Annotated in this window: 20 protein-coding genes; 9 read left to right on the top strand and 11 right to left on the bottom strand. The window is 58.1% G+C overall.

The window, feature by feature from the left end; genetic code table 11:
* Positions 1-23: 23 nt before the first annotated feature.
* Positions 24-1,055, top strand: coding sequence for an alpha/beta fold hydrolase (locus tag HFD92_RS12780; RefSeq protein WP_167429057.1), 1,032 nt, complete (start codon positions 24-26; stop codon positions 1,053-1,055).
* Between the two features lie 26 nt (positions 1,056-1,081).
* Here HFD92_RS12780 and HFD92_RS12785 read toward each other — a convergent pair whose 3' ends face one another.
* From HFD92_RS12785 to uxuA, 5 genes are all read right to left on the bottom strand, one after another.
* The gene (locus HFD92_RS12785) at positions 1,082-2,050 is read right to left on the bottom strand and encodes a diguanylate cyclase (RefSeq protein ID WP_009087845.1); all 969 of its coding nucleotides are present in this window, start codon (positions 2,048-2,050) and stop codon (positions 1,082-1,084) included.
* 103 nt (positions 2,051-2,153) lie between these two features.
* Positions 2,154-3,131, bottom strand: coding sequence for a porphobilinogen synthase (hemB, locus tag HFD92_RS12790; protein WP_009087843.1), 978 nt, complete (start codon positions 3,129-3,131; stop codon positions 2,154-2,156).
* Positions 3,132-3,257: 126 nt separating this feature from the next.
* Positions 3,258-4,763, bottom strand: a complete 1,506-nt coding sequence (proP, locus tag HFD92_RS12795) for a glycine betaine/L-proline transporter ProP (RefSeq protein ID WP_009087842.1) — start codon at positions 4,761-4,763, stop codon at positions 3,258-3,260.
* Positions 4,764-5,198: 435 nt separating this feature from the next.
* The gene (locus tag HFD92_RS12800; protein WP_140925620.1) at positions 5,199-6,788 is read right to left on the bottom strand and encodes an EAL domain-containing protein; all 1,590 of its coding nucleotides are present in this window, start codon (positions 6,786-6,788) and stop codon (positions 5,199-5,201) included.
* A 288-nt stretch (positions 6,789-7,076) separates the two neighbouring features.
* Entirely contained in the window at positions 7,077-8,261 is a 1,185-nt protein-coding gene (gene uxuA, locus HFD92_RS12805; protein WP_140925621.1) for a mannonate dehydratase, read from the bottom strand.
* A gap of 147 nt (positions 8,262-8,408) precedes the next feature.
* On the opposite strand from uxuA, the gene HFD92_RS12810 reads away from it, so the two are divergent.
* On the top strand, positions 8,409-9,092 hold the full coding sequence (locus tag HFD92_RS12810; RefSeq protein ID WP_167429058.1) for a FadR/GntR family transcriptional regulator: 684 nt from the start codon (positions 8,409-8,411) through the stop codon (positions 9,090-9,092).
* On the opposite strand, the gene HFD92_RS12815 is transcribed toward HFD92_RS12810, so the two are convergent.
* Complete coding sequence (locus HFD92_RS12815; RefSeq protein WP_009087834.1) at positions 9,081-10,136, bottom strand: AI-2E family transporter; 1,056 nt, start codon at positions 10,134-10,136, stop codon at positions 9,081-9,083. The two genes, HFD92_RS12810 and HFD92_RS12815, sit on opposite strands and share 12 nt — an antisense overlap.
* A 256-nt stretch (positions 10,137-10,392) precedes the next feature.
* Here HFD92_RS12815 and HFD92_RS12820 point away from each other — a divergent pair, with 256 nt between their 5' ends.
* Positions 10,393-11,616: an MFS transporter gene (locus HFD92_RS12820; protein ID WP_167429059.1), complete on the top strand. Its 1,224-nt coding sequence runs from the start codon at positions 10,393-10,395 to the stop codon at positions 11,614-11,616.
* A 50-nt stretch (positions 11,617-11,666) separates the two neighbouring features.
* Here HFD92_RS12820 and HFD92_RS12825 read toward each other — a convergent pair whose 3' ends face one another.
* A complete protein-coding gene (locus tag HFD92_RS12825) occupies positions 11,667-12,482 on the bottom strand; it encodes a TIM barrel protein (protein WP_167429060.1) in 816 nt (271 codons plus the stop codon).
* A gap of 420 nt (positions 12,483-12,902) precedes the next feature.
* Here HFD92_RS12825 and HFD92_RS12830 point away from each other — a divergent pair, with 420 nt between their 5' ends.
* Together HFD92_RS12830 and iolB are read left to right on the top strand one after the other, a co-directional pair.
* A complete protein-coding gene (locus HFD92_RS12830; RefSeq protein ID WP_009087827.1) occupies positions 12,903-14,408 on the top strand; it encodes a CoA-acylating methylmalonate-semialdehyde dehydrogenase in 1,506 nt (501 codons plus the stop codon).
* 127 nt (positions 14,409-14,535) lie between these two features.
* The gene (gene iolB / locus HFD92_RS12835; protein ID WP_009087825.1) at positions 14,536-15,351 is read left to right on the top strand and encodes a 5-deoxy-glucuronate isomerase; all 816 of its coding nucleotides are present in this window, start codon (positions 14,536-14,538) and stop codon (positions 15,349-15,351) included.
* 76 nt (positions 15,352-15,427) lie between these two features.
* Here iolB and HFD92_RS12840 read toward each other — a convergent pair whose 3' ends face one another.
* Both HFD92_RS12840 and iolC read right to left on the bottom strand, forming a co-directional pair.
* Positions 15,428-16,270: a MurR/RpiR family transcriptional regulator gene (locus HFD92_RS12840; RefSeq protein WP_167429061.1), complete on the bottom strand. Its 843-nt coding sequence runs from the start codon at positions 16,268-16,270 to the stop codon at positions 15,428-15,430.
* 400 nt (positions 16,271-16,670) lie between these two features.
* The gene (gene iolC, locus HFD92_RS12845) at positions 16,671-18,584 is read right to left on the bottom strand and encodes a 5-dehydro-2-deoxygluconokinase (RefSeq protein ID WP_009087822.1); all 1,914 of its coding nucleotides are present in this window, start codon (positions 18,582-18,584) and stop codon (positions 16,671-16,673) included.
* A 548-nt stretch (positions 18,585-19,132) separates the two neighbouring features.
* Here iolC and iolD point away from each other — a divergent pair.
* The 3 genes from iolD (at position 19,133) to iolE (ending at position 23,090) form a co-directional block, all read left to right on the top strand.
* Positions 19,133-21,073: a 3D-(3,5/4)-trihydroxycyclohexane-1,2-dione acylhydrolase (decyclizing) gene (gene iolD / locus HFD92_RS12850; protein WP_140925627.1), complete on the top strand. Its 1,941-nt coding sequence runs from the start codon at positions 19,133-19,135 to the stop codon at positions 21,071-21,073.
* 62 nt (positions 21,074-21,135) lie between these two features.
* Positions 21,136-22,146 carry a Gfo/Idh/MocA family protein gene (locus HFD92_RS12855; RefSeq protein ID WP_009087818.1) on the top strand — a complete coding sequence of 337 codons (1,011 nt, stop codon included), beginning with the start codon at positions 21,136-21,138 and terminating at the stop codon, positions 22,144-22,146.
* A 47-nt stretch (positions 22,147-22,193) separates the two neighbouring features.
* The gene (gene iolE / locus HFD92_RS12860; protein ID WP_167429108.1) at positions 22,194-23,090 is read left to right on the top strand and encodes a myo-inosose-2 dehydratase; all 897 of its coding nucleotides are present in this window, start codon (positions 22,194-22,196) and stop codon (positions 23,088-23,090) included.
* A gap of 52 nt (positions 23,091-23,142) precedes the next feature.
* On the opposite strand, the gene HFD92_RS12865 is transcribed toward iolE, so the two are convergent.
* Positions 23,143-23,697, bottom strand: a complete 555-nt coding sequence (locus tag HFD92_RS12865) for a DcrB family lipoprotein (RefSeq protein WP_009087815.1) — start codon at positions 23,695-23,697, stop codon at positions 23,143-23,145.
* 117 nt (positions 23,698-23,814) lie between these two features.
* Entirely contained in the window at positions 23,815-24,480 is a 666-nt protein-coding gene (locus tag HFD92_RS12870; RefSeq protein ID WP_167429062.1) for a 7-cyano-7-deazaguanine/7-aminomethyl-7-deazaguanine transporter, read from the bottom strand.
* Positions 24,481-24,684: 204 nt separating this feature from the next.
* Between HFD92_RS12870 and tusA the strand changes: the two genes are divergently transcribed.
* Positions 24,685-24,936, top strand: a complete 252-nt coding sequence (gene tusA / locus HFD92_RS12875; protein WP_046100752.1) for a sulfurtransferase TusA — start codon at positions 24,685-24,687, stop codon at positions 24,934-24,936.

The raw sequence follows: 24,936 nt of genomic DNA on the forward strand, positions 1-24,936 counted from the left end.
ACCTTTAACCTGGAGAATCCCGGATGGGCCCGACATTTCTGCTGAAGAAACCGCTTGCTGTGCTGCTGACCTCGCTGGCCTTGCTGACCTTGCTGACCTCTCTCCCCACCCGTGCCGCCACAACCTATGGCGAACAGCTGGAAGGCTTTCACTACCCTTATCCTCTGCACCATTTTGATTTTTTATCGCAGCAGCAGTCGCTCAGCATGGGCTATATGGATGTGAAACCCGTCGCGCGTGCCAACGGGAAAACCGTGGTGCTGATGCACGGTAAAAACTTCTGTGGTGCCACCTGGGAAGAGACCATCCGCGCCCTCAGTCAGCAGGGATACCGCGTTATCGCGCCCGATCAGATTGGCTTCTGCAGCGCCACCAAACCCGCCCGCTATCAGTACAGCTTTCAGCAGCTGGCCGACAATACGCATCAGCTGCTTGCCCGGCTGGGTGTGGAGAAGGCGGTAATTGTGGGTCACTCCACCGGCGGGATGCTGGCGACGCGCTATGCGCTGATGTACCCGCAGCAGACGCAGAAGCTGGTGCTGGTTAATCCGATAGGGCTGGAAGACTGGAAAGCGAAAGGGGCACCGTGGCGTTCCGTCGATCAGTGGTATCAGCGGGAACTCAGGCTCAGCGCAGAGGGCATTAAGAAGTATGAGCAGCAGACCTACTACGCGGGCCGCTGGAAACCTGAATATGACAAATGGGTCGATATGCTGGCCGGACTCAACAGCGGGCCGGGGCATGAGAAGGTGGCGTGGAACTCCGCCTTAATCTACGACATGATTTTCACGCAGCCGGTGTTTTATGAGTTCGGCGATCTGAAGGTGCCGACCACGCTGATGATCGGCACGTCCGACACCACGGCTATCGGCAGCGATATCGCCCCGCCGGCGGTGAAAGCGCGGCTGGGCGATTACAGGGTGCTCGGTAAAGCGGTCGCAAAACGCATTCCGGGGGCGCGGCTGATTGAGTTTCCGGGCCTGGGGCACGCGCCGCAAATGGAAGAGCCTGCAAAGTTTAATCAGGCCCTGCTCGACGATCTGGCGCGTCCCTGACCTTTCAGCCGCGGCGGCGGCTGAGGTTATACCGCGACACGCTTCTGCTTTTTACGCTGGTACATCCGCTCATCGCTGTCGTGCAGCAGCTGTTCCAGCGACTGCGGCTGCGCCGGATCGAATTCGACGATGCCGGAAGAGAACTGCAGGTGGTAACGACGATTCAGGCTGATCGACTGCTGACGCAGATAGCAGGCAAACTGCTGTAACAGCGCTTCGCTCTGCTGCTGCGACATGCCATTGAGCAGCACCACAAACTCGTCGCCGCCCAGTCGGGCAAAGAGATCGGAGTGTTTAAACACCACCTTCATCGCGTCGGCAAAGTCCATCAGCGCCCGGTCGCCTTCGCGATGGCCCAGCGAGTCGTTGATCTGCTTGAACTTGTCGAGGTCGAGAAACGTCAGTGAGGCTGGCCGGTTTTTCATCCGGCATTCGTTCAGCACCATCTGTCCCAGGGTCATAAAGCCGCGGCGATTGGTTATCTGCGTCAGTTCGTCGCAGGTGGCGGTCTGAAAGGCGACCAGCTCCGCTTCAGCCATCGCGGCCAGGTCACGCATGGTAGCCTGATCCTCTTCATCAAACTGGCGCGGCTCGCGTCCGATGATGCAGAGCGTACCCAGTTTGGCGCCGCCTGGCGCACGCAGCGGACAGCCGGCATAAAAACGGATGTGTGGATCGCCGGTGACGAGCGGGTTGTCGTGAAAACGCTCATCTTTGTGCGCATCTTCAACAATCATGATCTCATCCTGCAGGATAGCGTGTCCGCAGAAGGAGATATTGCGCGGCGATCCCGGCGGTGCAAAGCCCTGAGCCGATTTAAACCATTGATGGTCAGCTTCCAGCAGGCTGACTAACGCGATAGGCACGTCAAACAGGCGGCGGGCCAGACGGGTTAAACGATCAAAACGTTCCTCCGCGGTGGTGTTCATGATGTTCAGCGCACGCAGCTGCGATAAACGTTGTGCCTCGTCGGCAGGAATGTCAGGTGCTTTCATCACAGAGACCTTTGTTGGTTTAGCCGAAGCCAGGTTCTGGTGTTTGCCTTTTGGCGGAGAAGAAGAGCGTGACATCGCGATCACGCTCTTTATGAGGAGGGGATCAGAGCACCTTTTGTTCGGCGAGATCAAGAGCGAAATAGCTGAAAATCAGGTCTGCACCGGCACGTTTGATCGCCCCGAGGCTTTCCAGCACCACGTTACGCTCGTCAATGGCACCGGCCGCTGCGGCAAACTTGATCATCGCGTATTCGCCACTCACCTGATAAGCCGCCAGAGGCAATTCGGTGCGCTCACGGATGTCACGCAGGATATCCAGATAGGCACCTGCCGGTTTCACCATCAGTGAATCTGCGCCCTGAGCCGCGTCGAGCAGTGATTCACGAATCGCTTCACGGCGGTTCATCGGGTTCATCTGATACGTTTTACGATCGCCTTTCAGCGCCGTGCCTGCGGCTTCACGGAACGGGCCGTAGAAGGAGGAGGCAAACTTGGTGGAGTAGGACATGATTGCGGTCTGAGTGAAGCCCGCCGCGTCCAGCGCGCGACGAATCGCCTCAACCTGCCCATCCATCGCCGCCGACGGGGCGATAAAATCGGCTCCGGCTGCGGCAGCAACGACCGCCTGCTTACCCAGGTTTTCCAGGGTGGCATCGTTGTCGACACCGTGATCGCAGAGCACGCCACAGTGGCCGTGGCTGGTGTATTCGCAGAAGCAGGTGTCAGACATGACGATCATCTCCGGCACGGTCTCTTTGCAGATGCGCGACATGCGAGCCACCAGACCGTTTTCGTTCCACGCATCGCTGCCGGTGGCATCGGTGTGGTGCGAAATGCCAAAGGTCATGACCGAGCGGATACCGGCTTTGGCGATACGCTCAATCTCATAAGCGAGACGTTTTTCCGGAATACGCATCACGCCAGGCATCGCCTGAATCGGTTTGTAGTCGTCGACCTCTTCTTCAACAAAAATGGGCAGAGCCAGATCGTTCAGGCTCAGGGATGACTCCTGGAACATTTCACGCATTGACGCGCTGGCGCGCAATCTTCTTGGGCGCTGGATAAGGGAATAATCAGACATTTTCATTCTTACGCAGGTGAAAAAAGTGACGCCAGTTTACTCCCTTTGCCCGCAGGGCATGAAGGATTGTGTGCGGTAGGGAGGGGGAAAAATGCTCTCCCGCCGGGCGGCGGGAGAGCAGAACGATTACTCGTTGATATCCGGATGCTGCTGCACCAGATTTTTACGTTTCGCTTCCAGACGGGCGATCTCTGCGTCGATATCTTCGATTTTATTCTCGATGTTATCGTGATGCTCCTGCAGAATCTCGCGCGCTTCTTCCATATCTGACGCGGCCGGTGTTGCCCCTTTCAGTGGCTTGTTCGCGGTCTCTTTCATGAACAGACCGGTAATCAGACCAATCACGGCCACGACCATCAGATAGTAGGCAGGCATGTAGAGGTTGTCGGTTGACTCAACCAGCCAGGCGGCCAGCGTAGGGGTCAGACCGGCAACCAGTACCGAGATGTTAAAGGCACTGGCCAGCGCACTGTAGCGGATGTGGGTCGGGAACATGGCAGGCAGTGACGAAGCCATCACACCGGTGAAGGAGTTCAGGATCACCGCCATCAGCAGCAGACCACCAAAAATCATGCCCAGCACGCCACTGTTGATCATCATGAAGGCAGGGATCGAGAAGACCATCAGGGCGAGACTGCCGATGATAACAAACGGGCGGCGGCCAAAACGGTCACTCATCATGCCGATCATCGGCTGAACAAACAGCATCCCGATCATGATGGCGATAATAATCATCACACCGTGATCTTCGCTGTAGTGCAGGTTATGCGACAGGTAGCTCGGCATGTACGTCAGCAACATGTAGTAGGTGACGTTTGTGGCGATGACCAGACCGATACAGGAGAGCAGGCTGCGCCAGTGTTTGGTCGCAATCTCTTTGAAGGAGACTTTCGGGCCATCCTGCAGACCTTCGCGGTCACCCTGTTCCAGCTTGTCCACGTGCTGCTGGAATGCCGGGGTCTCTTCCAGCGCATGACGCAGGTAAAGACCGATGATGCCCAGCGGCAGCGCAACGAAGAACGGCAGACGCCAGCCCCACTCAAGGAAGTTCGCTTCCCCGATAATGGAAGAGATCAGCACGACCAGACCCGCACCCAGCACAAAGCCGGCAATGGAGCCAAAGTCGAGCCAGCTTCCCATGAAGCCGCGTTTGCGGTCAGGCGAATATTCGGCCACGAAGATCGAGGCACCGGTATATTCACCGCCCACCGAGAAGCCCTGTGCCATCTTCGCTAACAGCAGCAGAATCGGCGCCCAGATGCCGATGGAGGCATAGGAGGGGATCAGGCCGATACAGAAGGTACTGACCGACATGATGATAATGGTGATGGAAAGAATTTTCTGACGACCATATTTGTCGCCCAGCATACCGAAGAACAGACCACCCAGCGGTCGGATCAGGAAGGGCACAGAGAAGGTACCCAGCGCCGCGATCATCTGAACGCCTGGCGACGCATCCGGGAAGAAGACTTTACCCAGCGCATAGGCCACAAAGCCGTAAACGCCGAAGTCAAACCACTCCATCGCGTTACCCAGAGAGGCCGCCGTGATGGCTTTACGTAAACGGGCATCATCAATGATGGTGACATCATTGATCCCAATTGGTTTTACACGCTTCCTACGCAATTTCATAGAATTACCCTGTAATGGAACACGAAAGTTCTCAACGGCGCGAGCCGGATGAATCGTACAGACCGCCACGTTGAGAAATTTAAGCATAGCCGTAAATACGCGCTGTTTTAGCGCCCGTTAACACAATAATTACTGTTGTGATTATTGCGAACAGCGACAGAGTATACCGTTTTTGTGTGATATCTGTCATGTTTGGGCTACATGTAGCCTCTTTTTGCCACTGATAAGGCTATTTATCTCCGCAAAAAAATTATCACTCTGCGTGACAATCGCCGCTTTTTTCAGCACTTGAGCGGCGATCCTCACGCTTTTCCGGACGGGAGAAATGACGGGCTGGAGGAGGGAGGGAGCGCGAAGAAGATGACCCTGACAAAAAAGATAATCGCGACGGGCCAATCGGCTATCGGCGTTCTGTCGTCAGACGCCGGTAGCCGGTCAGGTCGTAAGGGCCAGGTCCGGCTCCACGGGCTGGTCGCCCTGTTCGGCCAGCCAGGCGATCAGTCCCGCATTGTCCAGCGGGCGCGCGTAATAGTAGCCCTGAATAAAGACCACGCCGCGCTGTTGCAGATAACGGAACTGCAAGGCGGTTTCGACCCCTTCGCCCAGGACTTCCAGCTCCAGCTCATGACTGAGCTGGATAATGGCATCCAGAACGGGTGTTCTGCCCTCAAGCGACTCGATGGTATTGATAAAGCCCCGATCAATCTTGAGATAATCCAGCGTGAAGGTCTGTAAATAGCTCAGCGAACAGTGACCCGTGCCAAAATCGTCAATCGCGACTTTCATGCCGCAGTGACGCAGGTGTTCCAGTTTGCGTGCCACCGCCGCGCCCTCTTTGATCAGGCTGCGCTCGGTCAGCTCCAGCGTAATCAGGAACTGCTTATCCCTGACCTGTTCAGCAAAGTGCAGCATATCGTCGACAAAGTCAGGATGCTGCAGGTGCTCCGCCGCCACGTTAATTCCCAGATGGAAATGGGGCTCTACCTGCCAGCTCCGGACATCCTCTGCGACTAACGCCAGCAGGTGGCGGGTCAGCGGCACAATCATGCCTTCCGCTTCTGCGGCACCGATAAAAATATCCGGCCGCACGCCGTTGCCGTCCGGGGTTGTCCAGCGCAGCAGCGCCTCAACACCGACGCAGCGCTGCAGCCGGTTGTCATAGACCGGCTGATAGTGCGCCCTGAACTGGCCGCTGGCGATAGCGCGCCGGATCTCATCGCGCCAGGAAATACGTCGCTGCAGCCAGTTCGCCATTATCATCATCAGCAGAATAGAGAAGATTGCCGCCATCGGCATAATGATAAACATCACCTGACGCCAAGCCGAAATCAGCTCCGTGGGCGAGGCTATCAGCGTGACCGTCAGCGGATAGCGCTGGGAGGATGCCTGATAAATCGACGGTTTGAACCAGCTGTCGGCGGCGATTTGCGGATCGCCATAGGAGATGGGCGCACCATCACTGAAATCCATGCTGAAATGGTAGCGATGGGTGCTGCTGATGGCGCGCATAAAATCGATCAGATACTGTCCATCGATCACCGCCCAGAAACTTTCGCCGTCGGGCAGGTCGCGCACAAAAATCACGGCGGGACGCGTCGGCACACCGGCGGTACCGGCAATCGACAGGCTCCACCAGGCTTTGCCGGTGACGGGGGCATCACGCAGGATCATCGCTTTCAGCGGGGCAGGACGTGAACCATACACCGATGAACAGGCAATTTTTCCCTGCTCCATTTTACCGATAGCGCGAAAATAGGGATTAAGCGAGCCGATGCGCTGCAGCTGGTTTTCAATCTGGCTGCAGGGCACCTGATCAAACTGGCGCAGCTCGGTAATCATATTCCAGGCGCTGTCGCTCATTCTCTCCGCCTGGGATAGCAGGGTTTCTGCCGCGCTCATCTGCTGCTGATGAACGGTGTGGCGCGCATCCAGTGCGGTAAAAAACAGGCCAATAACCAGAGGCAGCAGGCCGGAGATAATAATCACCAGCCTGGCGTAGTCGCGTTTTCGTTTCAGTAGCGGCACCGCAAAATCCTCTGAATATTATTGGTGTTATCAGGAGGCGCTAATCCGCTGCGCAGAATAACATCTCTCCGGGCGGAGCAGATTAGCGTTTTTGCAATCAATCAGACTGACTCAGGTCAATTATCGAACAGTGCGTGTCATTTATGTGACGTTTGTTTTGTCTTTATTGCGATTCAGCGACACAAATTCAGCAGGCAGGACGCGGGGGATAACGGGCGATGCGCCGCGGTGGGCGAAAGACCCTGCGCCGTCACGGGACGGTCGCAGGGCGGGCGCGTGAATGAAGAATTAGTCAGTAAAAAAGATCTGCTTCAGCGCCACTTCCACCCCGCGCAGTTCAGCCAGTCCTTTCAGGCGGCCAATGGCGGAATAGCCCGGGTTGGTGCGTTTATGCAGGTCATCCAGCATCTGATGGCCGTGGTCGGGGCGCATAGGAATGGCCCGCAGGTTGCCCGCCCGACGACGGCGCTGCTCTTCGGCCAGAATGACCCTGATCACCCCCACCATATCGACATCCCCCGCCAGATGCGCCGCCTCATGGAAACTGGCGGGATTCTCTTCACGCTTCGTGGCGCGCAGATGGACAAAGTTGATGCGGTCGGCGTAGGTTTCCGCCATCTCAACCAGCGCATTGTCGGCCCGCACACCGTAGGAGCCGGTGCAGAAACAGAATCCGTTGTGCAGGCTGTCGACGGTTTCCTTCAGCCACTGCATATCTTCCTGCGTGGAGATAATGCGCGGCAGGCCCAGGATAGGACGCGGTGGATCGTCCGGGTGCACCGCCAGTTTTACGCCAGCCTCTTCCGCCACCGGCACGATGGCGCGCAGGAAGGTCGCCATATGTTCACGCAGTTTTGCTTTGTCGATGCCGTCATACTGCGCCAGCTGCGCCTGAAACTGCTCCAGCGTGTACCCCTCTTCGGCGCCGGGCAGGCCCGCGATGATATTGCGCACCAGCGTGTTTTTCTCTTCCTCGCTCATCGCGGCAAAGCGCGCTCTGGCCGCCTGCTGCTCGGCCGCGCTGTAGTCCTGCTCTGCACCCGGACGTTTTAACAGGCAGAGTTCAAACGCGGCGAACGCGTCGGCATCGAAGCGCAGCGCCTTAGCGCCGTCGGGCAGCGTCCAGGCGAGGTCGGTCCGCGTCCAGTCCAGCACCGGCATGAAGTTATAGCAGACGGTATCAATGCCGCAGGCGGCCAGATTGCGGATCGACTGCTGATAATTGGCGATATAGCGCAGGTAGTCGCCGCGCTGGGTTTTAATCGCTTCATGAACCGGAATGCTCTCCACGACTGACCAGACCAGCCCTTTTTCCGCCAGCAGGGCCTGCCGGGCTTTGATCTCCTCAACCGGCCAGATCTCGCCGTTGGGAATGTGATGCAGTGCGGTAACGATGCCGGTCGCGCCTGCCTGACGCGCATCATCCAGTGAAACCGGATCGTTCGGGCCGTACCATCGCCAGGTATGTTCCATGTTTGCTCCTTAACTGTGATGTGGCCCAGTGGTCAGGCCGCTGGACCAAGAGTATGATAGTGTGCAAAACAAGGCCGTGATCCGGATCGCAGCATCATAAACTGCATCGGCCAGCGGGCCGATTGAGCAGGACAGGAGGAGAGGACAATGACCCTGGCAGCCATTAAAACGGAGCGGCTCTACCGTCAGATAGCCAACGCCATTATGGCCGGTATCACGCGTGGTGACTTTGTCGCTGGCGGGCTGCTGCCGCCGGAGCGCGAGCTGGCAAAACAGCTGGGCGTCAGCCGATCATCCGTGCGTGAAGCGCTGATTGCGCTGGAGATGACCGGCTGGGTCGATATCCGCACCGGCACCGGGGTGTTTGTCGCCCAGCCGCTGCCGCAGGCCGGGGACACGCAGGAGAGTGAGGCCTGCAGTCTGCAGGATCTGTTGCAGGCCCGTGAAGCCTTCGAAGGGATGCTGGCGGGATTTGCCGCCCGAAACGGCACGCCGGAACAGCGGGCGGCCCTGCTGGCGCTGGCCGCTGAGCTGCAGCAGCATCAGGAAAACGATGCCGCCTTTCTGGCTAAGGACAAACGTTTCCACCTGCTGATCAGCGAGATGAGTGGCAATGATGTGCTGCGCGACCTGCTGGAACAGCTCTGGAACAAGCGCCACAGCCCCCATGTCGAGCGGCTGGAGCGCCATTTTGCTGATAACAGCTTTGCGCTGGAGATGAACGCTGACCATCAGCAGATTGCCAGCGCGATCGTGGCGGGGGATGAGGCGGCTGCCCGTCAGGCCATGGAGAACCATCTGCGGCACGTCCAGCAGCGCTTACTTGGTTAAGCCCCGCACCCGTTTAGGTCGCCCGGTGCCCAGCAGAATGGCCAGACGGCTGCCGCCGGGGGTGGTTTCCATCAGGATTTTCGTGATGCTGGTAAGCGGCACCGACAGCAGCATGCCAACCGGGCCCAGCAGCCAGCCCCAGAAGACCAGGGAGAGGAACACCACCAGCGTCGACAGGCCCAGACCCCGGCCCATCAGGCGCGGTTCCAGCATATTGCCAAACACCATATGAATGGCCGTAAACAGGGCGGCCACCATCGCAGCATCAAACAGGCTGTTCAGCAGCAGCGCCTGCAGAAAGGGCGGGATACCGGCAATGATCGGGCCGATGTTGGGAATGAAGTTGAGGATAAACGCCACCACACCCCACAGCAGCGCGAACTTCACATCCAGCAGAAAGAGCGTCAGCCAGACCGCCACGCCGGTGATCAGGCTCACCAGGGTTTTCAGCGCCAGATAGTGGGTCACCCCTTTCAGCGCTTTGTGCAGCCCGGCGATGCGAATCTTAGGATTCACCAGCGCGTTACGCATTTTGTAGGGCAGGTGATGGACCTCAAACAGCATAAAGACGACGGTCAGCACCAGCAGCACGGTGTTAGTCATCGCGCCGGAAAAGCCGCTCAGCGCCACTGTGGCCAGATTCATCATGGTGTTGGGGTCGAAATGTTTGATCAGGACGTCGGTTGAGATGTTGAGATGAAAGCCTGCGGCCAGATGCTGCAGCACCGTCATTTTCTGCTCCATGGTGGCGCGCAGCTGCGGGTAGAGATCGGAAAACTCGCTCATTGAGCTGGCGATGATGGCGCCCAGCAGCACCATGACGCAGAAGATCACCGTGATCACCAGCCCGATCGCCAGCCCGCGGCGGAAGCCACGCCGCATCAGCATCGTCACCAGCGGGTTGAGTACAATGGCAAAGAAAGCCGCCAGCAGCAGCGGGACCAGAATGTCGGACGCTGCCCGCACCCCGGCGAGGATAATGACCAGCATTGCCAGTTTGATCAGAATATTTTGTCCGATCTTTTCCCGTTGCAGCTCGCTCATTCCCTCTCCCGTGACGTAAATTGGCTGTTGACAGTGTAGCTGAAAGAAAATTAACAATCTGATTTATCAGAGAAACGGTAAAGCGCGGCGGCAGAAGGGCGTCTTAATCAGCGCCACCACACTCCACTTTCGCGGCAGGGTTTTTGTCCGGCACGCTGCATCCGGTTGACGGCGCAGCGCCGATACGTCAGCGGTGAAAGCGGGTATAGTCGACGGATAAACCTTATCATTCAGCCTAATACGAGCGGGATCTCTCATGCCTGAACAGCCTACAGTGGAACCGGCCACCCCAACCGGCAACCTCCGTCTCACGCTGCTGATCCTCTCTATTGTGGCCTATAACTTTGCCAGCTATCTCACTATCGGTCTGCCGCTGGCGGTTCTGCCGGGATGGGTACATGAGCAGCTGGGATTCAGCGCCTTCTGGGCGGGTGTGGTGATCAGCCTGCAGTATGTGGCGACGCTGCTGAGTCGCCCCCACGCCGGGCGTTACGCCGACCTCTGGGGACCTAAGAAGGTCGTGGTGATCGGGCTGGTGGGCTGCCTGATCAGCGGTCTCTGTATTCTGCTGGCGGCGCTGAGCGACTCGCCGATGACAAGCCTGACGCTGCTCTGTGTGGGGCGGGTGATTCTGGGTCTGGGCCAGAGCTTTACCGGCACCGGCACCTCGTTATGGGGCGTTGCGCGGGTCGGTTCGCTGCATATTGGCCGGGTCATCTCCTGGAATGGCATCGTTACCTATGGCGCGATGGCGATTGGCGCGCCGCTCGGCGTGGTGATCTTCCGGGCGGGTGGCCTGCTCTGGCTGTCGCTGGTCATTGTCGCTATCTGCGTGGCGGGCATTGTCTGCGCCGTGCCGCGTCCGGCCGTCAAAGCCAGCCGGGCCAGGCCGCTGCCGTTTCGTGCGGTGCTGGGAAAAATTGCCGGCTTTGGCGCGATACTGGCGATGGGCTCGGCGGGGTTCGGGGTCATCGCCACCTTTATTACGCTGTTCTATCAGGATAAAGGCTGGGAAGGTGCCGCCTTTGCCCTCTCCCTGTTCAGTGCCGCCTTTGTTGGCACGCGCCTGCTGTTCCCGAACGCGATTAACCGCCGCGGCGGCCTGCGCGTTGCCAGCCTCTGTCTGGCGGCGGAAGCTGCCGGACTCTTTCTGGTCGCGGCGGCGGGCGACCCCTGGATGGCAAAAGCGGGCGCGTTTCTGACCGGCGCCGGTTTTTCGCTGGTCTTCCCGGCGCTGGGAGTCGTCGCGGTGAAGGTGGTGCCGCAGCAGAATCAGGGCAGTGCGCTGGCGACTTACACCGCGTTTATGGATCTGTCGCTGGGCATTACCGGGCCGATCGCCGGATTTATCATGAACTATGCAGGCGTGTCGCAGGTGTATCTGCTCACGGCGCTGCTGGTCTGCGTTGCTTTTGTCTGCACGCTGCGCCTGCAACGGCGTCAGGCGCTGTCACCGGCAGCCGACGAGACTGCGCCGTAAAACGCGCCCGGGCGGGCCAGCCATCTTTTCAGCGCCTGCCAACACCGGGTTCAGACCTGCAGCAGTTCAATGCTGTGGCGGATCTGCCGTTCCGTTTCATCCGGTGTCCAGCTGTTGAGCTGGCTTGAGAAGGGCTCAAAGGCGTAGATCCCCTTATAGCCCAGCATCTCCAGCCGTTTAACCTGCACGACGCTGTTCAGCACATCGCTGTCACTCAGCATAATGCGCTCCTCATCGGTCAGCTCAGCGGTGGGCCGCCGATCTTCCACGCCCGACAGGTGCACCAGCCCAATCTGTTGCACGTCGACACCCGTGAGGAACTCCTCTTCCGCCTTTTCATAGAGATGGTGATGGAAGGTATCCAGCACCAGCTTAAAGGGTACGCCTGCGGCGGCGATGAGTCGCTGCGCCTCTGCGGCCGAGCGCAGTGAGCTGACCGGGAATCCCAGCGGCTCCACCAGCCCCTGAATGCCATAGTGTTCAAAGCGCGGCGCCAGCTGCTGCATCGCCGCCTGCGTCTCCTGAGGCGACAGGGCAATCCCCTCATTCAGTGGACACATCACCAGCGCCTTCGCACCCGTCTGCTGTGCGGTCTGCAGCAACAGCTCTGCGCGGGTCAGCAGATCGTCATCAATACGGTTAAACGGATAGAGCGCATTAATGGTGACGATATCAATCTGATATCTGTCGGTCAGGGCGCGCAGCTGGTCGGGCGTCAGATCGTCTGTCACGCTGCCACCCGGCATGTCATTACGCAACTCAACCTTGCTCAGCCCCAGGCGATGAACCAGCTGAAAAAAGGCCTCCAGCGAGAGCCGGGGAGCAATTTTGCGGTTGATACAGAAACGGGTCGGATCGATAGCCATGTGATTACCCCGAAACAGAAGAAGATTACGACTAAAGAAAACATTTATTTCATTAATAGTGAATTATGAAATGGAGATTATTGGATCTGTCTCGCATTAATTTCATATTTCGTTTCAGCCGGGTGCTGCCTTGCGGAGGCTCTCCCGCAGAGAACCGCGTCGTGATCGTCTTAAACCACGCCTGCCGGGCTAAGGATTGTTGCCACGGGCGCTCTCCGGAGGTCAGGAGCGCGCCAGGCTCAAGCCGACGGAGAAAATGCGATCTGTGCCGCTAAAAGCAAATCTTCCAAAAAGAATTATTTGAAAAATTTATTCCAATGCAATAGCTTCATAGCACGCTTTCAGCTTTGCCTGGTCAGGCAGCGCGGCAGGTCGCATGGTTCGTCTGCAGGGAACTTAACCATCTAAAGAGGCAACATCATGACAATCACAGGTAACTTTATTGGCGGCAAAATTACGTTCAGCGCCAGCAACGAAACCATTCCTGTTTACGACCCGGCAACCGGCAAAGTGGTACGTGAACTGACGCAGAGTACCGCCGATGAAGTGGCTCAGGCGATTGGCGTCGCGCATGCGGCCTTTGCCGAATGGTCGAAAACCTCGCCCCTGCGCCGTGCCCGTGTCCTGTTCAATTTTAAGGCCCTGATGGAGCAGCATCGGGACGAGCTGGCGGCGCTGATTGTGTCTGAGCATGGCAAAGTCTGGTCTGATGCGCTGGGTGAACTGACGCGTGGCATTGAAGTGATCGAGTTTGCCTGCGGCATCCCGCACCTGCTGAAAGGCGAATACTCCCCTAACGTCGGCGGCGGCGTTGACAGCTATTCGCTGATGCAGCCGGTCGGCGTCGTGGCGGGCATTACGCCGTTTAACTTCCCGGCGATGGTGCCGCTCTGGATGTTCCCGATCGCCCTGGCCTGCGGCAACACCTTTGTTCTCAAGCCACCGGCACTGGACCCCTCGGCGTCTGTGCGGATGGCTGAACTGCTGACCGAGGCGGGCCTGCCTGATGGGGTCTTCAACGTGGTGCACAGCTCAAATGAAGACGCGGAGCAGCTCTACAAAGATCCGCGTATCGCCGCCGTCAGCTTTGTCGGTTCCTCCGGCGTGGCTGAGCACATCTACAAAACTGCCAGCGCGCATGGCAAACGGGTGCAGGCGTTTGGCGCGGCGAAGAACCACGCTATCGTGATGCCGGATGCCGATCTGGATGCCACCGTCAACGCCATCATGGGCGGTGCCTTTGGTTCTGCCGGTGAACGCTGCATGGCGCTGCCGGTCGTGGTCGCCGTGGGCGATGATACCGCCGACAAGCTGATTGCCCGCCTGACCCCGCTGGTGCAGGCACTGCGCATCGGCCCCGGTATGAATCAGGGGGCTCTGGAGAATGAGATGGGGCCGGTGGTTTCAGCGGCGCACCAGAAGAAGGTGCTGGGCTACATCGACAAAGGCGAACAGGAAGGCGCGAAGCTGGTGGTCGATGGGCGTCATGTCCAGGTCGAAGGGCATGCTGAGGGATACTACGTCGGCGGCACGCTGTTTGATAACGTCACCTCTGACATGGTGATCTGGCGTGAAGAGATTTTTGGTCCGGTGCTGAGCATCATGCGCGCAGCGGATTACGACAGTGCGCTGCAGCTGGTTAACAGCCATGAGTTTGGCAACGGCAGCGCCATTTTCACCAGCAACGGTCACACCGCGCGAGATTTTGTGCAGAACGTTGAAGCGGGCATGGTGGGCGTCAACGTGCCGGTTCCGGTGCCGATGGCATTCCACAGCTTTGGCGGCTGGAAGCGCTCGGTGTTTGGCGCGCTCAACGTGCACGGGCCGGATGGCGTGCGCTTCTACACCCGCATGAAAACCGCCACCGTGCGCTGGCCATCCGGTCAGCAGACCGTGTCTGAATTCAGTATGCCGACCTTAGGCTGATTTATTTCCACGCTGGCAGGATGCGCGACCGGCAGATCACTCTGCCGGTCTTTCTGTTCGCAGGCGGGCTGCACGTCACGCCCGCGCGGCAACTGCAGCGACAACCGTGACAGAGAGGAGGATCAGGATGTCTTTACTGTCGAAAGCCCAGGCCCCTGATGCGCAGGGTCGTATTCAGCATGTGACGCCTGAACGCGCCGGCTGGCGCTATGTCGGGTTTGATGCTTATCTGCTGAAAAAAGGGGAAACCCTGCACCTTACCAGCGGGGATAAAGAGCTCTGTCTGGTGCTGGTGGCCGGACTCGCCTCGGTGAAAACCCGTCACGCGGCGTTTCCCGGGATTGGTCAGCGCATGTCGCCCTTTGAGCGCGTGCCGCCTTACTCCGTTTATGTGCCGCACGATGATGAGGTGGTGGTTTACGCGGACAGCGATCTGGAGCTGGCGGTCTGCAGCGCGCCCGGTCACGGTCATCTGCCTGCACGACTGATTACGCCCGCAGACGTGGGCGTTGAGCATCGCGGCAAAGGGCGCAATCAGCGTCTGGTGCACAATATTCTGCCCGATGACAAACCGGCTGACAGCCTGCTGGTGGTCGAGGTTTATACCAATGAGGGCGACACCAGCTCTTACCCCAGCCACAAGCATGATGAAGAGAGTGAAAACGAAACTCTTCTGGAAGAAACCTACTATCACCGTTTCGATCCGGAACCCGGCTTCGCCATGCAGCGCGTTTATACCGACGATCGCTCACTGGATGCCTGTATGGCACCTTACAATCGCGATGTGGTGATGGTGCCGCGCGGCTATCACCCGGTTGCGACGCTGGCGGGATACAACAACTACTATCTGAACGTGATGGCGGGGCCTGTGCGGCTGTGGAAGTTTACCTGGGAGAAAGATCACGCCTGGGTGAACAGCGAGAATTATCCGCGTAACACCTAGCCCACGGCGGCGTCAGAAAAGCAGTCTCTCAGCTATAAGGGCAGCGGGTCACGCTGCCCTTTTTTGCGCCCTGAAATCAGCTGGTGCTGGCGTTGTTGAGCGCCAGCGACACCGCCAGCGTCTGCGCCAGGCAGAGAGAGGCAACCTGCGAACGGAAGCCATCCACCTGGGCTTCACGCACGACAAAGCAGACGTCGCTGAAGGCGGCCAGCGGACTGACCTGGCTGTCGGTAATCGCAATCTGATGTGCGCCGCGTCGGGCGCCCATCTCCACCACTTCGACCGCTTCACGCGCATAGGGTGAATAGCTGATGGCAATCACCACATCTTTAGGATTAACGAGGCTGAGCTGCTCGGTAAACATCCCGCCCAGGCCATCAATCAAAAACGCGCGCCGCTCCAGATGACGCAGCGCGTAGACCAGATAGGAGGCGACGCTGAAGGAGCGGCGCAGGCCAATCACATAGATATTCTCTGCCTCGCTCAGCAGTTTTACTGCCTTGTTCAGCTGTTCAGGATTCACCTGCATCGCCAGCTGCTGCAGCGCCTGGCTGTTTACCATCGTAAAAACGTTGAGGATCTCCGACGGGCTCTCAGGGGCGCTGGCGTTGTCATCGGTGGATGTCTGACGGAACAGACGCGCACGCTCGGTGTAGTTGACCGTCTCTTCCATCAGGTGCTGACGAAAAACCTGTTTCATTTCGTTGAAACCGCTGAAGCCAAAAGCATTAGCAAAGCGAATCAGGGTAGAGGGGGGCACATCGGCCTGCTGGGCAATCGAGGCGACGGTATCAAACGCAATACTGTTACTGTTATCAAGAATGTAGCGCGCAACCTGTTTAAGACGTTTGCTCAGCGTTTCGTAGCGGTGACGAATATCGTCCTGCAACAGGGAAAGTTGGGTGGGATTATTGTTCATCACTTCTGCCCGAATAATTAGAATAATGGCTGTATAATGAGCGCCATAGTATCAGATGGATGGAAAATTTCATTTGTTTGCGTCAATCGCGCGGTTTATTTCATGGCTTTATGAAATGGTTCACAGATTGGCTTGAGAGCCCGGTATGCGCCTCTTCACAGGCGATAAGCGGGTGAAAACCGGCGTTAAATATCTGTGGCGGGTGAGAAACCACGGTCAGGATCTATCTGGCAGCAACGCATCAGCCAGATGAGCAGGGAACACGGTCAGAAGAGGAAAGCGTCCCGCGTCAGGGATGACGCGGGCCGAGCATGCCATGGATGGCGGGTGTCGCGTCTTTCCGATCTGACCGTGTTCCCGGCGTCTGCACTTTCTCAAAGCGGCTTTTAGCAGAACGGCATCAGGCGCGCGCCGCGCGCCAGTATTCAATCAGCCGCAGATAGTTTCCTTTGACGCGCGCAATCAGCGCCTGATCGTCCAGTTCCCCCTGCAGCCACTCGCGTGAAGGCTGACCAAAAATAGTCCGGCCCACCGCAAAGCCTTTCACCCAGGGTGCACTGGCCGCCGCGGCAAAGCCCGCTTTCAGCGTCTCTTCGGGCGCATCCAGACCCAGTAACAGAATGCCGCGACAGTAAGGGTCCTGCTGCTCAATCAGCGTGCCGATCGCCTCCCAGCACGCTGCCGACAGCGGCGGCAGTTTCCACCAGTCAGGCTGGATGCCCAGAGTGTAAAAATGGCGCAGAATGTCCACGTAATAGGCTTCATTCCTGTCCGGATTGCTCTCAGGCAGGATCACTTCCAGCAGCAGCTCATGGCCGCTTTTGTTACAGCCCTGCCAGACGTCGAGTATCAGATCATCCTGCTCTTTGCGCAGTTCTGCGCTGTCGTGAGGATGGTAAAACACCAGACACTTCACCACATGCTCAGCGGGCCAGTCGATCAGCTGCGAACCGATATTGCCATGCTCCAGACGCAGCGGACGTGAGCCGGGCTGCTCAATCGGACGGCCAATCCACCACTGCTTACCGGTAATCGCATTCAGCGCTTTCTGCCCGTAGGTGGTATCCGCCAGAATCCCGCTTTTATTCTCTAACCCCGCCTCTTCGGCAGCCTGCTGAGCGGCTTTCAGCAGCAGCAGCTTCAGCGGCGGGATCCGGCTGGCCTCCACGCCCGCCTCCTGTGCCATCTCCGCCAGCTGCTTGCGGTGGTCAAAGGCAAAAACATTCAGCTCCGGCCACTGCTGTTTGCGGGTGGTGACCCGGTGCAGATGATTCAGACGGCTGTCGAGATCGGGACGCTTCACCGCATCGTCGCGGCTCAGGAAATCATCCAGTTCGGCTTTGGTCGGCATGGCAGGTGCACAACCGTGGCGTGAGACTACCAGCGCCCCACAGGCATTGGCGTAACGGCACGCCTGCTCCCAGCCTTCATCATTCAGCCAGCCGCGCAGCAGTCCCGACATAAAGGCGTCACCTGCACCCAGCACGTTGAGCACGTCGACGCGCACGCCGGTGTGCAGGCGGGTCTCTTCCCAGCTATCCGGGATCGCTCCCTCAAACACCACGCAACCCAGCGGACCGCGTTTGCAGACCAGCGTCGCCTGACTCGCCTGACGCACATTTTTCAGCGCGGTCAGGGTCTCCGTGCTGCCACCGGCGATGTGAAACTCCTCTTCGGTGCCCACGATCAGATCGAAATAGTGCACCACTTCCTGCAACTGCTGCGTCACCTGGGAGGATTCAATGAAACGCGTTTCACCGTCACCCGGCGAGGTCAGCCCCCACAATACCGGGCGGTAATCGATATCCAGCGCGGTGCGAAGGCCGTTCTGGCGGGCAATCTGCAGCGCTTTCAGCACCGCTTCACGGGTCTGCGGGTGGGAGAGGTGGGTACCGGTCACCGCCACGGCGCGGGCTGAGGTAATGAAAGCCTCATCCACGTCATCCGGCACCAGGCCCATATCCGCGCAGTTATCGCGGTAGAAAATCAGCGGAAAAGTCTCTTCATCTTTGATGCCGAGGATCACCAGCGCGGTCAGGCGCCGCGGATCGGTAATCAGCGCATCCGTGTTACAGCCGACGCGCTGCAGTTCTTCACGCAGAAAGCGGCCATTGTGCTCATCCCCGACCCGCGCCAGCATGGCCGATTTCAGCCCCTGAATCGCGGTGCCATAGGCGACGTTGCCTGACGATCCGCCCAGATACTTCGCAAAGGAGGTGACATCTTCCAGCCGTGCTCCAATCTGCTGACCATAAAAATCAACGGCAATACGCCCGATACAAATCACATCAAGCGGCTTCTGTTGTGCATTCATACCTGTGGTTTCCTTCTGTGACTGGCAGAGCCGGCGGGCAAAACGCGCGACGTCAGATGCGCGCTGCGTTCGGGTCTGTAAGAGCCTGACTGGCGATGAGGGCAGTATGAGGAATAAAAATTCCACATTCAATGCAAAATGAAATATCCATCGCAAATTTGTGAACCAGGTAAAAAACCTGAATCTCCTCTCTCCGCCTGCGTGCTGAGAGGATGATGCCCGCTGCAGCAGGGGCGTGAAGGCGAACGCACCTGCTGGCGTGCCGTTCAGCCAGGCGGTGGCAACGGAATGAATTTTTTTATCGTACCCGGCTCATGGCTAAACGTTCCGCTTTTCACCCTCGCGACAGCCCGCCGGGGCTGTCGCAGCGGCTAAATTTGATCTCACTCGCAAAATGAAATGTTTCTTCTGTAAGCGTGTTTTATGAAAAATATATTTGTTTATAATCGCCTCACGTTTCAGTTATTCCGGTCGCCTTTTCCGCCGATGACAGCGCCTGGCGCGGTGTTACGGGAGTCGGGGTCCGCCAGCATGTAAAGGAAAAGCATATGGGCACAATCAGACTGACCACGGCACAGGCGCTGGTTAAATTTCTGGATAACCAGTTCATCGATGTTGATGGCACTGAGACGAAATTCGTCAAAGGCATCTTCGCCATCTTCGGTCATGGCAACGTGCTGGGGCTGGGCCAGGCGCTGGAACAGGATAGTGGCGATCTGGTGGTCTGGCAGGGGCGTAATGAGCAGGGGATGGCCCATGCCGCTACGGGCTTTGCCCGTCAGTCGCTGCGCCGGCAGATTATCGCCTGCAGTTCGTCAGTGGGACCGGGTGCAGCCAACATGATCACCGCCGCGGGCACCGCGACGGCCAACCGCATTCCTCTGCTGCTGCTGCCCGGCGACGTCTTCGCCACGCGCCAGCCCGATCCGGTGCTGCAACAGATTGAACAGAGCTACGACCTCAGCATCAGCACCAACGATGCGTTCCGCGCGGTCAGCAAATACTGGGACCGCGTCAGCCGCCCGGAGCAGCTGATGTCCGCCTGTATCAACGCCATGCGGGTGCTGACCGATCCCGCTGAAACCGGTGCGGTTACCCTGTCGCTGCCGCAGGATGTGCAGGGCGAAGCCTGGGATTACCCCGACTACTTCTTCCAGAAACGGGTGCACCGGCTCGATCGCCGCCTGCCCGTCGCCGCGCAGCTGGCGGATGCGCTGACCCTGATTTCCCGCAAGCGTAAACCGCTCATTATCTGCGGCGGCGGGGTGAAATATTCTGAGGCGGGTGAGGCGCTGCGCCAGTTTGCCGAGCGCTATCAGATCCCCTTTGCGGAAACCCAGGCGGGCAAGGGCACGCTGGTTTCTGACCATCCGCTGAATGTCGGCGGCGTCGGTGAAACCGGCTCGCTGGCCGCTAACCTGCTGGCGAAAGAGGCCGATTTAGTGATCGGCATCGGCACCCGCTACACCGACTTCACTACCGCCTCCAAATGGATTTTCCGCCATCCTGATGTCAGCTTCCTGAACATCAACGTCAGCAACTTCGACAGCTACAAGCTGGATGGCGTGCAGCTGCTGGCCGATGCCCGTGAGGGGCTGACGGCGCTCACCGCCGGGCTGGCATCACAGCACTACAGTAACGACTGGGGCAGCCAGATTGAAGAGGCGCAGAGCCAGCTGCTGAAAGAGACGCAGCGCGTCTATCAGGTGGCCTGGCATGATGGCGACTTTGTGCCGGAGATTGCGGATCATCTCGACCGCGACGCGGTGTTTGCTGAGTTTAACCAGCTGACCCACTCCTGGCTGACGCAGAGCAGCGTGCTTGGCACCCTGAATGAACAGCTGCCCAAAGAGGCGGTGGTGGTGGCGGCGGCGGGCAGCCTGCCGGGTGACCTGCAGCGCGTCTGGCGCACCAAAGATTACAACGCCTACCACGTCGAATATGGCTACTCCTGCATGGGCTATGAGGTCAATGCCGCGCTGGGCGTGAAGCTCGCTCAGCCGCAGCGTGAGGTCTATGCGCTGGTCGGGGATGGCTCCTTCATGATGCTGCACTCCGAACTGGTTACCTCCATTCAGGAGGGGGCGAAGATCAACGTGGTGCTGCTGGATAACATGACCAACGGCTGCATCAATAACCTGCAGATGGAACATGGCATGGACAGCTTCACCACCGAGTTCCGCTTCCGCAATCCGGAAGGGGGCAGGCTCGATGGCGGCTTTATCCCGGTCGATTTCGCTGCGATTGCCGCAGGCTATGGCTGTAAAACCTACCGGGTTACCACGCTTGAAGAGCTCAGGGCGGCGCTGGAAGATGCCCGCACCCAGACGATTTCTACCCTTATCGACATCAAAGTGCTGCCAAAAACCATGATCCACAAATATTTCAGCTGGTGGCATGTCGGGGTGGCGCAGGCTTCGCAGACCGAACGCGCCCAGGCGGTAGCGGACAAGCTCAATACGCATCTCGGCCAGGCGCGAAAATATTAATTTCAGGGCCGTATCGCGGCCCGTTTTCCTCTTCTCCGTACGAACCCTACACAGGTGTAATTATGACTTTGAAACTTGGCGTCATCGGTACAGGTGCAATCGGTCAGGAACATATTCGTCGCTGCAGCCATGTGCTGCAGGGGGCACAGGTGGTGGCGGTCTCTGACATTAATGTCGAGGGTGCGCGTGCCGCCCTGCAGCGCCTGAACATTGAAGCGGAGGTTTTCCAGAACGGTCACGACGTGATTCAGTCACCGGATGTCGAGGCGGTGCTGGTCACCTCATGGGACCCCACCCATGAAGAGTTCACCCTGGCGGCGATTGCCGCCGGAAAGCCGGTGTTCTGCGAGAAGCCGCTGGCGATGAGTGCCGAAGGCTGCCGCCGGGTGGTGGAGGCGGAGATGAAGGCGGGAAAACGGCTGGTGCAGGTCGGCTTTATGCGGCCTTACGATGCGGGCTACCGCGCGCTGAAAAAAGTGATCACCGATGGCGATATTGGTGAGCCGCTGATGCTGCACTGCGCGCACCGCAACCCGACGGTGCCGGAGAACTACACCACGCCGATGGCGATCACCAACACCCTGATCCATGAGCTGGATGTGCTGCGCTGGCTGACAAATGATGACTACAAAACGGTGCAGGTGGTCTTTCCGCGCGTCACATCGAAGACACATGGGCAGCTGAAAGATCCACAGATTGTTCTGTTCGAAACCCGGAAAGGGGTGCGCATCGACGTCGAGATTTTTGTGAACTGCGCCTACGGCTACGACATCCAGTGTGAAGTAGTGGGGGAGGAGGGCATTGCGCGTCTGCCCGAACCCTCCTCCGTGCAGCTGCGCAAAGAGGCGCGCCTGTCGAACACGATCCTGGTCGACTGGAAAGATCGTTTTATCGAGGCGTATGACGTGGAGCTGCAGGCCTTTATTAATGACATCAGAGCGGGCCAGCTGACCGGTCCTTCGGCCTGGGATGGTTTTGCCGCCTCGGTAGCCGCCGATGCCTGCATCAAAGCGCAGAACAGCGGGGCGATTGAGCCGGTAGAGATGCCGCCACGTCCTGATTTCTATCGCTGATTCAGCCCTGTATGCGGCCTCGCCGCGCTCCGTCCGGGAATAAGATGATGAACAAAGAAAAAGTGAAACTGGCGATCGCGCCGATTGGCTGGACCAACGATGACATGCCAGATCTCGGCCATGAAAACACCTTTCAGCAGACCGTCAGCGAGATGGCGCTGGCGGGCTTTACCGGCAGCGAAGTGGGCAGCAAATACCCGCGCGATCCGGCAATCCTGAAGCCGATGCTCGATATCCGCGGCATCGAAATCTGCAACGCCTGGTTCAGTACCTTCTTCGCCAACGGCGATAAAGCAAAAACCATCGATGAGTTCATCAATCACATGAACTTTCTCCATGCAATGGGGGCGCGGGTGATTGGCTGCTCTGAGCAGAGTAAAAGCATTCAGGGCACCCCGCTGGCGGTGTTTGAGCAGAAACCCATTTTCAGTGATGAGGAGTGGCAGTTAACGGCCGACGGCTACAACGAACTGGCACGCATCGCGGCAGAGAAGGGGATGCGCGTCACGCTGCATCACCATATGGGCACCGGCATTCAGACCACCGAAGAGATTGACCGCTTTATGGCCATGACTGACGATCGGGTCGGATTGCTCTATGACACCGGCCACATCTACTACTCCGAGGGGTCACAGCAGCAGATGCTGGCGGTGCTGGAGAACTACCTGCCGCGCATCTTCCATGTTCATCTCAAGGATGTACGTGATGAGGTGGTCGCGGCGGTTCGCGAGAATCACCTCTCCTTCCTGGAGGGGGTGAAAAAGGGCACCTTCACCGTTCCGGGCGATGGCGTAATCGACTTCAAGCCGGTGTTTAAAATTCTGGATGAGTATGGCTATCAGGGATGGATGGTCGTGGAAGCGGAGCAGGACCCGGCACTGGCCAATCCGTTTGAATATGCGGTCAAAGCGCGAAAATATATTCGTGAGAATGCGGGGTTATAAACAGCTCTGAGAATGCTGGCCTCCCTGCAATGCAGAGAGGCCAGCGATCGGCTTATTTCAGCGAGATGCTCTTCACGATGTTGTCAGCATCGCTCTGCGCCTGCTGCTGATTATCGCCTGGCAGCGTAATCTGCAGCGTCACCAGCTTGCCGTCGACCTTCGCCAGCACTACCGAAGACCAGGAGGTCTGGTTGTTGGCAGAGATCACCGTATCCAGCTGCTGAGCAGGCTGATCTTTCAGCGTTACCGCTTTGTTCGACACCACCTGCAGCTGCGGGTCGCGGTTACGCTGCTGCTGCTCCATACGCTGCGACAGCACATCCAGCGCTTCGCTGGTCGGCTCACCGGCAATCACGATGATGGCGCGGGCACCGGTTTCATCCGCATAGACATGCATATTGGTTGTCTGCGAACCCAGTTTGCCGCTTTTGTCTGACATGCCTGGCGGCAGTGAGAAGCTCAGTTTGCCATCCATCAGCGTCACGGTTTGCGCCGACTGACTGGCGCTGACGCCGTTGTCATTCGCCGCGTCATCTTTTTTCTGATCGCAGGCTGCTAAGCCCAGAACCAGTAAGCCCATTCCTACATATTTCACCAGGTTACGCATCAGAATCCCTTTTTAAATTTCCGGTCAGGCATCAGTACAACAGGAATCAGGCTGCAAACGCAACCTGATGATTGTCAGAAGATCTTAGCGGGTAATGGCGGAAAAATGTATGGCGGATTAGCCGAAATTTACCTGGCGGGCACTCTGGCGTTCAGCCAGACGTTTCAGCGCGGCGTTAAGCAGCACACCGTAAGCGGGCAGGAAGAAGACCATGCAGATCAGCACCTTGAAGCTGTAATCCACCAGCGCAATCTCCACCCAGTGCTGCGCCATAAACGCATCGGGACTTTTATAGAAGGCGATAAAGAAGAAGGCCAGCGTATCGCTGATATTCCCCAGGAACATGGCGCAGCCTGGTGCGACCCACCACTGCGGCAGGCGGCGCAGCCGGTTAAAGACGTGAACGTCGAGGATCTGGCCCAGCGCGTAGGCCATAAAGCTGGCGCAGGCGATGCGGGCCACGAACAGGTTGATCTCTTTCAGTGCCTGCCAGCCCTGCCACTCTCCCTGATAAAACAGCGACGAAACGCCGTACGAGATAAACAGCGCCGGGATCATCACCGCCAGGATAATACGACGGGCCAGCGGTGCGCCAAAAATACGCACGGTGAGATCGGTCGCCAGGAAGATAAACGGGAAGCTGAACGCGCCCCACGTGGTGTGGAAGCCAAAGACAGAAACAGGCAGCTGAACCAGGTAGTTGCTCGATGTGATCACCAGCAGGTGAAACAGCGACAACCAGAAAAGCGCATGCATGCGCTGACGCGAAGAAAATGCGAGCATAGTCAACCTTTTTAATGTTGGGGTGAGGGAACCCATTGCGGGACACCGTTCGGGCGGTGCCAGGCAGTTTTATGAGCAAAAAGCGGCGGCATATTACCGCGTTGTGCTTTTTATGCAATGGTTAATTTTAGCGCAATCGTTATCGCCTTGCGTCACGGTCAGCACGCGCTAGAATGAGCGCCCCTGACCTGAAGCGAGTTGAATATGAGCGATCTTTTTTCCTCTGCCGACCATCAGCTGGATGCCCGCGGCCTGCGTTGCCCGGAGCCGGTGATGATGGTGCGCAAAACCGTACGTGGCCTGCAGGAGGGTGAGACCTTGCTGATCATCGCCGACGATCCCGCCACAACCCGCGATATTCCCGGCTTTTGCCGTTTTATGGAACATGGTCTGCTGGCGCAGCAGACGGAGACGCTGCCCTATCAGTTTCTGATCCGCAAAGGGATAGCGGGATAA

The organism is Pantoea sp. EKM101V, from assembly GCF_011800325.1.
Lineage (GTDB): Bacteria > Pseudomonadota > Gammaproteobacteria > Enterobacterales > Enterobacteriaceae > Pantoea > Pantoea anthophila.

Bases quoted from the DNA above. Each gene is read 5' to 3' on its own strand.
- HFD92_RS12810 (WP_167429058.1), top strand. From the start codon at position 8,409: ATGACCCTGGCAGCCATTAAAACGGAGCGGCTCTACCGTCAGATAGCC.
- tusA (WP_046100752.1), top strand. From the start codon at position 24,685: ATGAGCGATCTTTTTTCCTCTGCCGACCATCAGCTGGATGCCCGCGGC.
- HFD92_RS12840 (WP_167429061.1), bottom strand. From the start codon at position 16,270: ATGAACAATAATCCCACCCAACTTTCCCTGTTGCAGGACGATATTCGT.
- HFD92_RS12830 (WP_009087827.1), top strand. From the start codon at position 12,903: ATGACAATCACAGGTAACTTTATTGGCGGCAAAATTACGTTCAGCGCC.
- HFD92_RS12825 (WP_167429060.1), bottom strand. From the start codon at position 12,482: ATGGCTATCGATCCGACCCGTTTCTGTATCAACCGCAAAATTGCTCCC.
- HFD92_RS12820 (WP_167429059.1), top strand. From the start codon at position 10,393: ATGCCTGAACAGCCTACAGTGGAACCGGCCACCCCAACCGGCAACCTC.
- HFD92_RS12815 (WP_009087834.1), bottom strand. From the start codon at position 10,136: ATGAGCGAGCTGCAACGGGAAAAGATCGGACAAAATATTCTGATCAAA.
- iolE (WP_167429108.1), top strand. From the start codon at position 22,194: ATGAACAAAGAAAAAGTGAAACTGGCGATCGCGCCGATTGGCTGGACC.
- HFD92_RS12865 (WP_009087815.1), bottom strand. From the start codon at position 23,697: ATGCGTAACCTGGTGAAATATGTAGGAATGGGCTTACTGGTTCTGGGC.
- iolC (WP_009087822.1), bottom strand. From the start codon at position 18,584: ATGAATGCACAACAGAAGCCGCTTGATGTGATTTGTATCGGGCGTATT.
- HFD92_RS12785 (WP_009087845.1), bottom strand. From the start codon at position 2,050: ATGAAAGCACCTGACATTCCTGCCGACGAGGCACAACGTTTATCGCAG.
- iolB (WP_009087825.1), top strand. From the start codon at position 14,536: ATGTCTTTACTGTCGAAAGCCCAGGCCCCTGATGCGCAGGGTCGTATT.
- HFD92_RS12870 (WP_167429062.1), bottom strand. From the start codon at position 24,480: ATGCTCGCATTTTCTTCGCGTCAGCGCATGCATGCGCTTTTCTGGTTG.
- hemB (WP_009087843.1), bottom strand. From the start codon at position 3,131: ATGTCTGATTATTCCCTTATCCAGCGCCCAAGAAGATTGCGCGCCAGC.
- iolD (WP_140925627.1), top strand. From the start codon at position 19,133: ATGGGCACAATCAGACTGACCACGGCACAGGCGCTGGTTAAATTTCTG.
- proP (WP_009087842.1), bottom strand. From the start codon at position 4,763: ATGAAATTGCGTAGGAAGCGTGTAAAACCAATTGGGATCAATGATGTC.
- uxuA (WP_140925621.1), bottom strand. From the start codon at position 8,261: ATGGAACATACCTGGCGATGGTACGGCCCGAACGATCCGGTTTCACTG.
- HFD92_RS12855 (WP_009087818.1), top strand. From the start codon at position 21,136: ATGACTTTGAAACTTGGCGTCATCGGTACAGGTGCAATCGGTCAGGAA.
- HFD92_RS12780 (WP_167429057.1), top strand. From the start codon at position 24: ATGGGCCCGACATTTCTGCTGAAGAAACCGCTTGCTGTGCTGCTGACC.